Source organism: Bradyrhizobium sp. SUTN9-2, assembly GCF_003122645.1.
Taxonomy (GTDB): domain Bacteria; phylum Pseudomonadota; class Alphaproteobacteria; order Rhizobiales; family Xanthobacteraceae; genus Bradyrhizobium; species Bradyrhizobium yuanmingense.
Genome location: NZ_LAXE01000001.1, coordinates 3,921,647 through 3,927,646, shown reverse-complemented (window position 1 = coordinate 3,927,646; position 6,000 = coordinate 3,921,647). Strand labels below are relative to the sequence as shown.

General features: G+C 56.2%; 5 protein-coding genes. 2 read left to right on the top strand and 3 right to left on the bottom strand.

The annotated features are described in order from the left end of the window. Nucleotides 1-393: lipocalin-like domain-containing protein (locus XF30_RS18225; RefSeq protein ID WP_109143469.1), on the bottom strand; the 393-nt coding region annotated here is incomplete at its 3' end. 226 nt (nucleotides 394-619) lie between these two features. After that, nucleotides 620-2,185 (bottom strand): winged helix-turn-helix domain-containing protein, encoded by a 1,566-nt coding sequence (locus tag XF30_RS18220; RefSeq protein WP_109143468.1) that lies wholly within the window; start codon nucleotides 2,183-2,185, stop codon nucleotides 620-622. Nucleotides 2,186-2,330: 145 nt separating this feature from the next. On the opposite strand from XF30_RS18220, the gene XF30_RS39835 reads away from it, so the two are divergent. Together XF30_RS39835 and XF30_RS18210 are read left to right on the top strand one after the other, a co-directional pair. Further along, complete coding sequence (locus XF30_RS39835; RefSeq protein ID WP_109143467.1) at nucleotides 2,331-2,570, top strand: DUF1127 domain-containing protein; 240 nt, start codon at nucleotides 2,331-2,333, stop codon at nucleotides 2,568-2,570. A gap of 952 nt (nucleotides 2,571-3,522) precedes the next feature. Next, nucleotides 3,523-4,935 carry an enoyl-CoA hydratase/isomerase family protein gene (locus XF30_RS18210; protein WP_109143466.1) on the top strand — a complete coding sequence of 471 codons (1,413 nt, stop codon included), beginning with the start codon at nucleotides 3,523-3,525 and terminating at the stop codon, nucleotides 4,933-4,935. A gap of 144 nt (nucleotides 4,936-5,079) precedes the next feature. Here the strand turns inward: XF30_RS18210 and XF30_RS18205 are convergent, their stop codons facing one another. Next, the gene (locus XF30_RS18205) at nucleotides 5,080-5,457 is read right to left on the bottom strand and encodes a cupin domain-containing protein (RefSeq protein ID WP_109145767.1); all 378 of its coding nucleotides are present in this window, start codon (nucleotides 5,455-5,457) and stop codon (nucleotides 5,080-5,082) included. Nucleotides 5,458-6,000 lie beyond the last annotated feature (543 nt).

The window sequence follows — 6,000 nt, the reverse complement described above, 5'->3', positions numbered from 1 at the left end:
CGTCTGATCGGTACCAACCCAACTCTCGTTCCACGAGACCTCGACCTTTGTGGTCAATCGGTCGCCTTCAACTTTGTAGGTGCCGGTGTAGGCAAACAGGGTTCGGAATAGAGCGACACGTTCTTCGTCAGTCTGTGCCGCCTTTCGCCCTTGCCCCGTGATCACCGTCATTAATCGTTCCGGGGTTATGATCAGATAGCCATTTGGCTTTTCGCCTTGTGTGTATCGTCTCTCTTTCGTCTCTACGCTTTCAGTGACAAAGCTCTCTAGCTTCCAAACACCGACTAGTTTCTGTTTCAGATCGTCGTTTGCTCTCAGTTCTTGCGGAAACGACGGAAGGGCAAAACAGATTGAGCAAAGGGCAAACTTCGCCAAGTACGAACCGTATTTCATCGGGCTTCCTCCTCCCGCTGCTCAGCCCAGACTAGGTTCCTTCCATGGGCAAGTTGCCGCACGGAGTTGACGTGGGCCAATCGCGTAACGGGCAACCCGGGCTGCGCTACGTTGACCGCTTCAACAAGCGGATCCCTTGGTGAAAGAGCGTCTTCAGAGCTGCACGAATGAGCGCAGTATCGAGTCCAAGCTCGGGGCCAACAAGGCGATATCGACCATCCACATCTCACTGCGGTAGTCCGGCTTCTCTAAGGCCGTGCATCATTCTTGCGATGTACTCCGAAGGACGGCGAGACAGCCATCTCTCCATTTCGGTAATGCATATCTTCGGGCTGATCGCACGAATGCGTGCGGTTGCCGCTCTCGCTCGATCCCCGGCTCCGATGAGCGCGCTACTTGCCGCGACAACGAGAAGTGCCGGGGGATAGTTTGGCTTATCGCGCAAGCAAAGTTCGGCAGCAAACAGCGCCTGTTCGTCGCGGCCGGCATTAAAGTGAGCTTGGGCAATCCCGGCGCGCACACCAAAAAGAAATGGGTCGAATGGACTGAGGCGCTCGGCTTGCGCGAACCGTTCGATCGCCGCATCGGATTGGCCATTTATTACCTGCACCCAACCGCCGAGGAACCAAGCGGTCACTAGGTTGGGATTGAGCACGAGAGCCCTACTCGCCAAGTCGGCTCCCATCTCAACCTCGCCGGCTATTTCGGCAAGCACAAACCCTGCGACGCACAGCGCTGTCGCATCATCGGCGCCCAATCGTGCCGCAAGCCGCGCCAGCCGCTCGGCTTCCCGGGCGTCCTCACTATCCGCTAGCGCAGGGTGAGGAACGACATAGCACCATGCGGCCATTGCACTGGCTAAGGCAAAACTGGGGTCGAGCTGGATTGCCCTTTTGAACAACGTTAGGGCTTGGCGAAGCGATTTTTTGCTCCCGCGATGGAAGCTCGCCAGTCCGCGCAAATAGTAGTCGTACGCACGAAGGTTCTCGGTCGGTTTGCGCCGCGCGCGCTCGATCTCAGCCTGCTCAACCTTTGGCGAGATAGCACCGACGATCATCGTGGATAACTTGTCCTGGAGATCGAAGACGTCCTGCAACGTCGCATCGAAGCGATCCGCCCAAATATGCACACCCGTGGCTGTATCGATCAGCTGGCCGGCGATGCGTAGCCGGTTCACTGACTTGCGGACGCTGCCCTCCAGTATATACCGCACTCCCAACTCGCGTCCCACCTGCTTCAGGTTGGTCGCACGCTCCCTGTAAGTGAAACTTGAATTACGCGCGATGACGAACAATGTCTTGAAACGGGAGAGTGCAGTGATGATTTCCTCGACCATCCCGTCAGCGAAATACTCTTGATCCGGTTCTGAGCTAAGGTTGACAAAGGGTAGAACGGCGATTGAAGGCCGGTCGGGAAGCGGAAGTCCGACTCCTGGCTCTTCCACCGGGCCGTCTAGGATCCCTCTAGTGCCCAAATCCCCATTCGCTTCGCGAACAGTACCGATGAAACGAAAGCCCTTTCTCGGCAGTGTCCTAATGAGACGCTGTTGTTCTCCGGTGTCACCAAGAGCGCGCCGGGCAGCGTTCAGACGCGTCGTCAATGCCGCATCCGACACGCTGCGTCCATTCCAGATGGCGTTGATGAGGTCGTCTTTGCTGACAACCTGCTCCCTGTTGCGGATCAGGTAATCGAGCAGGTCAAAAACCTGCGGTGTGATCGACACCGCAGCAGTGCCCCGATGCAGCTCGCGCCGTTCGGTGTCGAATGCGTATTCCTCGAAAAGATAGCGCAAGCTGCCATTCCTTCTCGGGGCCGCCTCTGTATTAGGCGCACGAAGAATAAGCCGCCGGTAAGAGAAATGTAAGCCACCAGTTAAGCGCGCGGGCACCTCTTGCAGCAACTTCCGCCTAGTGAACAGTCCAGGCAGGACACCGTCAATGAGCACGATCCACGGGACCACTGAGCTGGGACCGGCAACGGCAAGGCGGCAGGTCTACAGTCCTCTCGAAGCATACTGGAATGCATTTCAGGAGTGGCGCAAACGCCGGAGATTACTGGCCAATTTGTGCGACTTAAGTGACAGGGAGCTTATGGATATCGGTATTACGCGGGGCGAAATCGACTACGTCGCCTCGCATCGGGGTAGCGATCCGCGAGGCATCCTATCCGGTGAATGAATGCCGATATCCGATAGCGATGGAAGGTCGAATGATTGGTCACAACCAGTAGGCGCAATTGCGCAGATGCTGACATCCGATATCGGTCAATCGGGCCGATGGGCTCTGTCCGTGGTCGCGTCCGGTCTTCCACAGAGAGCTGAGGCCAACGCGAATTTGGACGTTTGACGCTAGGGGCCAATTGCGGCCGTGGTAGAAGCGACCGCTCAAGTTGAGCAAAAAGAAAAAAATGGAGGGACGTGAACCAATTCACATCTGATGAGGCCGGCCGGGGGGAAATATGAAAGTGTTTAAGTTACTAGAACCAAGGCTCAGGGAATGATTGCCAATCCTCCTGCTAGGGAGTGCTCCATGAGCAGCGAACGGTGGCCTTACTTTGCCGGGGTTGCATCGATCATCTTAGCAATATCATTTGCGTACTTGCTTGAACGGAAGTGCCAAAGAGAGCTTGCATTTCAACGCTCCTTTCCATCTGCTCTGTCCGAGCTAATTGTAGGAGACGAGCCGATTAGGTGTTGGTTTGATAATTGATCTATGTGGAGGCCGGCTACTGCTCTGGGTCACAAGCGGCGGTGGCCTTCTCGGGGCCGAAAGGAATCCGGCGCAGGCTAGGAACGTCTTTATAATCGCAGGACGACGCCCAGCCCCGTCCGGTTTGAGCGTTGACACGCTGCCGGCCACGCGCCTGTGATCACTAAAAACAACCGCCGAGTATTATTGAACGTGGATCAATACCGCTCGTGCTGCCCGACTTCGACTGTCACGTATCCGCGAACTCCTACCTAACCGAATGTTTGCATAGGGGTGATCCGAGAAGCGGAAGTGTTCAGCGCCCTGCGCTGGGCGGATTCAGATAGCCACTCGTCCAGAAAATTTGGCACTTCAGCGACAACGCCACATTGCTGGAGGAGATCGTTTCGCGCTACGGTTATGCGTCACCTGAGGGTGTCCCATGCTTTCGTTTCCTCGCGAACAGCAGTACCCGGTGCTTTCCGCCGCACTAGCGAGCGCCGACTGCGAAGCATTTTTGGTCGCGCGCGACCGCGCCATTGCAACGCTTGCCGCCACGGATTTGCGGGCTGCGATTAATAGCGGGCGTGCGCTGCTCTCGAGACTACCGCTACGCTCGCAGCGGACGCAGACGCAGAAAAAGGCTGGGGAGGCCGTCGTTCATCTCACGGCCGACTCGGCGTGGCGTTTTTTCCGTCGTCATGCCGTGCCGATGTATCGTGAACTCACGCGCGAAGGCACGCAATCCCTTCGCGTAGATGCGCTTCTTTGGGCGGCGGCAGCACGCTGGCCCGACATTCTGCCTTCTCAGGCTGAGCTGGCTACCGAGAGTGAGCGCATGCAGGCCGACAAGGATGGTCTCGAGATTCAGCAAGGCCTGTTCGTCAGCCAAGTTATGGCCGATGCGCAAACGGGGCATCACTTGATACGTTCGATGTTGCGCCCCCGAGCTGAGTCGCTTGCGCTTCTGCCCGAGTTTATTGCCACCGGCTACGTCGATTTGGGCACCGCTCGTGTCGAGGTGCGAGGCGATGCTGGGTATGTGGCCATTCACAACGAAAGATACTTCAACTCCGAGGACGATACGGTGGTTGGTCCCCTGGAGATCGCGACCGACCTGACGTTGCTACATCCCGAAGTCAAGATCGGCGTGCTGCGGGGGAGCGCGGTCAATCATCCGAAATACCAAGGCCAGCGCGTGTTTTCATCGGGGATCAACCTGACGCGCATCTACCAGGGAAAGCAGAGCTATCTGTCTTTCCTTTTCAGAAGCATGGGATTGCATAATAAACTTTACCGCGGTGTGCTGGTCGAGGATGAACCGGATAACCTTGATATACCGATTGAGGAGCCGGAACGGACGTGGGAGAAATTGTGGATCGCAGCGGTCGATAAGTTCGCCATCGGCGGCGGCTGCCAGCTTCTGCTGGTGGTCGACTATGTCATTGCCGAAGCGGGGTCCTACTTCAATTTACCTGCGCGCAAGGAAGGATTCTTGCCCGGTGCCGCGAACATGCGCTTACCGCGCTTTGTCGGTGAGCGACTGGCGCGCGAAGCAATTCTATTTGATCGGATGTTCTACGCTGACACCCCGGAGGGCCGGCTGATTGCCAACGAAGTGGTGCCGCCCGACGAGATGGACTTGGCTGTCTCACGGTGCATCGAGCGCGCAGTGGGGTCGGGAATGGTGAGCCCAGGCGCAAATCGGAAGGCTATCCGGCAGCAAACCGAACCGCTCGAAGCATTGCGCAAGTATCTTACGACATACGCCTTCGAACAGGCCTTCCTGCATCTCAGCGATCAGCTGATCGTTAATCTTGAAAGGCACTGGAACGCGCGACAACGAAAGCTGTGAGCCTCGCGCATCAACTGTCCGCTCCGGGTCAAAACGTGACGAAATCCGGTGAAGCAAATCTAGTCCGCTCTGCCGTCATTAGCGGACCACCGTCAGATTTGGTGCAACCTCGCAGATTGGCCAGAAGCGGACGCGATGGCGCGTCTAACGCCTCTCCCCCTCGATATGGGTGAAGTGAATGTCAAAAAGCTTATTGGTGATGAACAGAAAGGTTACGTCGTTGTCGCTCTGAGCTCCGTGGAACATCGTGGTGCCCTCCGGAAACCAAACGAAATTTCCTGGCCCAAAGCTACCTGCTGATGTGACGAGAACGCCATCCAGCACGTACATCCCGTGTGCGCAGTTGTGCCAATGGGATGTGTTGGTGAATCCTGCCTTGTAGCAGACCTTCGCCACTCTCATGCCCGTCTCGTGATCCTCAACCAACAGTTTGGCTAGGAAGCTCGCGCCTATCTGGGGCAGCTCGCGCCGTTCCCAAGATTGCTTGTTTGTGTCTATTGAAAAGACCTCGTTGCTGTTCATGAAAGCCTCCATCCTTATGGGCGAGAGCTAATTCTGACCGGCCGGCCTTGAAGGTAGACCTTAGCACAATATGAATTACCGGTGACGCTGCTTCGTAATGTCTGTTTCGGGGTCAGAAGCAGAAGTCAACGTGGGCAAAAAAAAGGAGGCCGCCAACTGAGGCGACCTCTTGCCTATCGAGAAATTGCCGAGCGCTTAAAGCGAAAAGATTGCCATGGCGGCAAGCGCCGTGTTCAGGATCGCTAACGCAATATAGGCGGCCATAAAAATTCGGTTGCGGCTGACCATTTACTCCCCCATTCCTCAAACAGCAGCAATTGAGCGCAGCCATCAAAGCGGGAAAAGTGGGAAGGCCTGACCAATTGCTAATACATAACGCGGCTTATTTACAAAAAAAACCCGCCTTCGAGTTAATGGGAAGAACGGAGGGAAATGACGTGCATGAACATTCCCCGGCCGACTTGGAAATGCGTCCGGAGGCGGGGCCTATGGCTTCAAGTATTCCAATTTCAATTTGCAGGCGGCAGTCCGGAAGCCTGATCA

What these genes read in the sequence shown, in the direction of transcription:
- XF30_RS39835 (WP_109143467.1), top strand. Translation starts at nt 2,331, where the DNA reads ATGAGCACGATCCACGGGACCACTGAGCTGGGACCGGCAACGGCAAGG.
- XF30_RS18210 (WP_109143466.1), top strand. Translation starts at nt 3,523, where the DNA reads ATGCTTTCGTTTCCTCGCGAACAGCAGTACCCGGTGCTTTCCGCCGCA.
- XF30_RS18205 (WP_109145767.1), bottom strand. Translation starts at nt 5,457, where the DNA reads ATGAACAGCAACGAGGTCTTTTCAATAGACACAAACAAGCAATCTTGG.